Below are 3,417 nucleotides of genomic sequence, written 5' to 3'. Positions count from 1 at the left end.
CGCCATTGTTCAAATTTTTCTTCTTTAGAAGAAAAATCTTCCAATTAGCGTTTCAACGAGCTGGGAGATATGCTCGCCAGCTGTTGTAGTTTGTTTTCCCCCACCTAAAGAGGAAGGGGACATCTTAAAGCTCGTTATACTGAATCCCATTTAATTGTACCGGATGCAAAAGGAGGATCTATAAATGGCAGAATACAAAAAGAAGGGTTATCTACATCAGCATTTTCGTATCTTCCACCTGAAGGATACCTCCATGAAGGAGGTTCCCTTCCACTACCACGACTTTCACAAAATCATCCTTTTTATAAATGGTGAAGGCCAATATATCATCGAAGGAAAAAATTATCCATTAAAACCGAGAGACATCCTGTTTGTAAGTGCAGGGGAAATTCATCGGCCGGTAACATATCCCGGCAAATTATATGAAAGGATTGTAATATATGTATCCCAGGATTTTCTCACCCATTGGCAACAGGAGCAATGGGAGGACAATGTGAATCTCTCCGACTGTTTTCGACTGGCCAGGGAAACCTCCAGCGTGATGCACATGCCCAAAGGGCCCGAGCATGACCTGCTCTACCACATGAACAAGCTGGAAAGAGTTGACCACCAGCAGGGCTTTGCCAATCAGCTCTACACTGAGATACTTTTTATAGAATTCATGATCCTGCTGAACAGGGCCTTGCAGGACAACCAGCTGCAGCAACTTCACGAGGCCTCCTACGATCCCAAAATCCAGCTTGTGCTGGAATACATAAATTCACACCTGGATGAGGATTTAACCGTGGATATGTTAGCTGACACCGCTTTTGTAAGCCGGTACCACCTCATGCGGAAATTCAAGGCTGAAACCGGCTACAGTGTCCACCAATACATCAACAGCAAACGCCTGTTACTGGCAAAGACACTGCTGTCCACCACCACCCAGTCCATAACGGATATATGCTTCCAGTGTGGCTTTCGGGATTACTCATCATTTTCCCGGGAGTTTAAAAAACAGTTTAAGGTATCGGCCCGTGAATACCGCAAGGGATGAATAAAAAAACTGTGAAAGCAACAGCTTCCACAGTTTTTTTCATAACCGGATTTATTTTGCCATCAATTCTGCAATCTTATTAGCAAAATCCACAGGATTTTCAGGCATTATCCCCTCAATGATAAGGGCCTGAGTGTACAGCAAATCACAATAATCCTTAAAGTCCTGGCTATCCTTGCCGGCAGAGTGAAGCCCCTGCAGACGGGTAAAGAGGGCATGATGCGGATTAATCTCCAGGATACGCTTTGCCTTGAACATCGGGTTATCCATAGCCGCAAAGGTATGCTCCATGGACAGTGAAGGCCCCTGGGCATCTGCCACCAGGCACACAGCACTGGATTTCAGACGGGAGCTGATTTTTACCTCAGCCACTTTGTCAGAAAGAGCTTCCTTTATGTCCTTGATAAGGTCATCGTTTGTCTTGGCCAGCTCCTCGGTCTCCTTCTTGACTTCCTGGGACTCTGCGTCATCAAGGTCAAGGTCACCACGGCTTATGGACTGGAATTCCTTATCTGCATAGGTACGAATAGCTTCAATTGCAAACTCATCAACCGGATCAAGGAGATAGAGAACCTCAATGCCCTTTTCCTTTAAGAGCTCCATCTGTGGCAGCTTTTCAATTGTATCCTTGTCCACACCGGTAGCATAGTAAATCTTCTTCTGACTCTCCGGCATACGCTCAACATATTCCTTGAGGGATACATTCTTGCCCTCCTTGGAGGATACGAAGAGCAGCAGCTCCTTCAGCTTGTTGATAATATCATTGCCGGAGAACATGCTGTTATAGATACCGATTTTCAAGGATTTACCAAACTCTGCCCAGAATTTCTCATAGCCTTCACGGTCCTTGTTGAGCTTTCTCTCCAATGACTTCAGAATGGTCTTTTCCATATTCTTGCCAATAGTCTTCAGCTCACGGCTCTGCTGCAGCAGCTCACGGGAAATATTAAGGGAAAGATCAGGTGAATCCACCAATCCTTTTACGAAGCCCAAATAGTCAGGCAGCAGGTCCTTGCATTTATCCATAATAAATACATGGCGGGAATAAAGCTGAATCCCCGGCTCATAATCAGTATGATAGAGATTAAATGGTGCCTTGGCAGGAATATACAGCAGGGAAGTGTACTCCACAGTACCTTCAGCCTTGTTGTGGAATACCTCCATAGGCTCCTCCCACTCATGGAACTGATTCTTAAGGAACTTGCTGTACTCCTCCTTGGTTATATCAGACTTGTTTTTAGTCCAAAGAGGCTGCATGGAATTAAGGGTGCGAACCTCAATTTTCTTGACCTTTTCGGCCCCCTCTATCTCCTTGCCTTCCTCATCCTTTGGAACTTCCTCAGTCTCAAAATTCATCTTGATAGGATAACGGACATAATCAGAATACTTCTTTACCAGGCTCTGAATATTCCAGGTATCAGTGAAATTCTCTTCTGCCTTGTCACCATAGAAATCCTTCCCCAGGGTGATGGTAATGGTAGTACCTCTGGTCTCCTTATCACATTCCTCCATGGTATAGGAGCCATCACCTGTTGATTCCCAACGAACTGCAGCTTTTTCCCCGGCCTTACGGGTTACCACGGTAACCTTTTCTGCAACCATGAAAGCAGAATAAAAACCTACACCAAATTGACCGATAAGATTATCGCTGATTTCAAGGTTACCGGCATTTTCCTTTTCCTTCTGCAGCTGCTCCAAAAAAGCTTTGGTGCCTGACTTGGCTATGGTGCCAAGATTTTCCACCACTTCATCCCTGGTCATGCCGATACCATTATCAGAAATAGTCAGGGTATGACTATCCTTATCCGGTACCAGGAAGATTTCATAATCCTCATTCCCCTCCAAAACAGACTTGTCTGTCAGGGATGCAAAATGCAGCTTGTCGATAGCATCAGAAGCATTGGAAATAAGCTCCCTCAGAAATATTTCATGATTTGTATAAATGCTGTGAATCATAAGATTCAGCAGCTCTTTTGTTTCCGCCTGAAATTCATGTGTTTCTTTTGCCATATCAAGGACTCCTTTATAGAAATATTATTGTTTAGTCATCTTATTAGCACTCATTTATCCCGAGTGCTAACGCCCAAGAGATATAATACATCAAAAAGTCAAAAAAATCAACCGGCTTCCAACAAACTTTTGGAATGTATCACCGTGACACTGAAGAAATCCCCGTTACGGTCATTATGACCCATTATCAATCAGGACAAAAAGAAACCTGTGCATTTCTGCACAGGTTACTCATTATAACGCCATTGTTCAAATTTTTCTTCTTTAGAAGAAAAATCTTCCAATTAGCGTTTCAACGAGCTGGGAGATATGCTCGCCAGCTGTTGTAGTTTGTTTTCCCCCACCTAAAGAGGAAGGGGACATCTTAAAGC

2 protein-coding genes are annotated in these 3,417 nt (G+C 44.0%); one reads left to right on the top strand and one right to left on the bottom strand.

From position 1 onward, the window contains the following. The first annotated feature begins 184 nt into the window (after window positions 1-184). Window positions 185-1,036, top strand: a complete 852-nt coding sequence (locus K6C05_RS05830) for an AraC family transcriptional regulator (protein WP_296732392.1) — start codon at window positions 185-187, stop codon at window positions 1,034-1,036. A 51-nt stretch (window positions 1,037-1,087) separates the two neighbouring features. On the opposite strand, the gene htpG is transcribed toward K6C05_RS05830, so the two are convergent. Next, entirely contained in the window at window positions 1,088-3,046 is a 1,959-nt protein-coding gene (gene htpG, locus K6C05_RS05825; protein ID WP_296732390.1) for a molecular chaperone HtpG, read from the bottom strand. Between the last annotated feature and the right edge of the window lie 371 nt (window positions 3,047-3,417).

The organism is Anaerovibrio sp., from assembly GCF_024697385.1.
GTDB lineage: Bacteria > Bacillota > Negativicutes > Selenomonadales > Selenomonadaceae > Anaerovibrio.
This window is presented reverse-complemented; position numbering and strand designations above follow the sequence as displayed.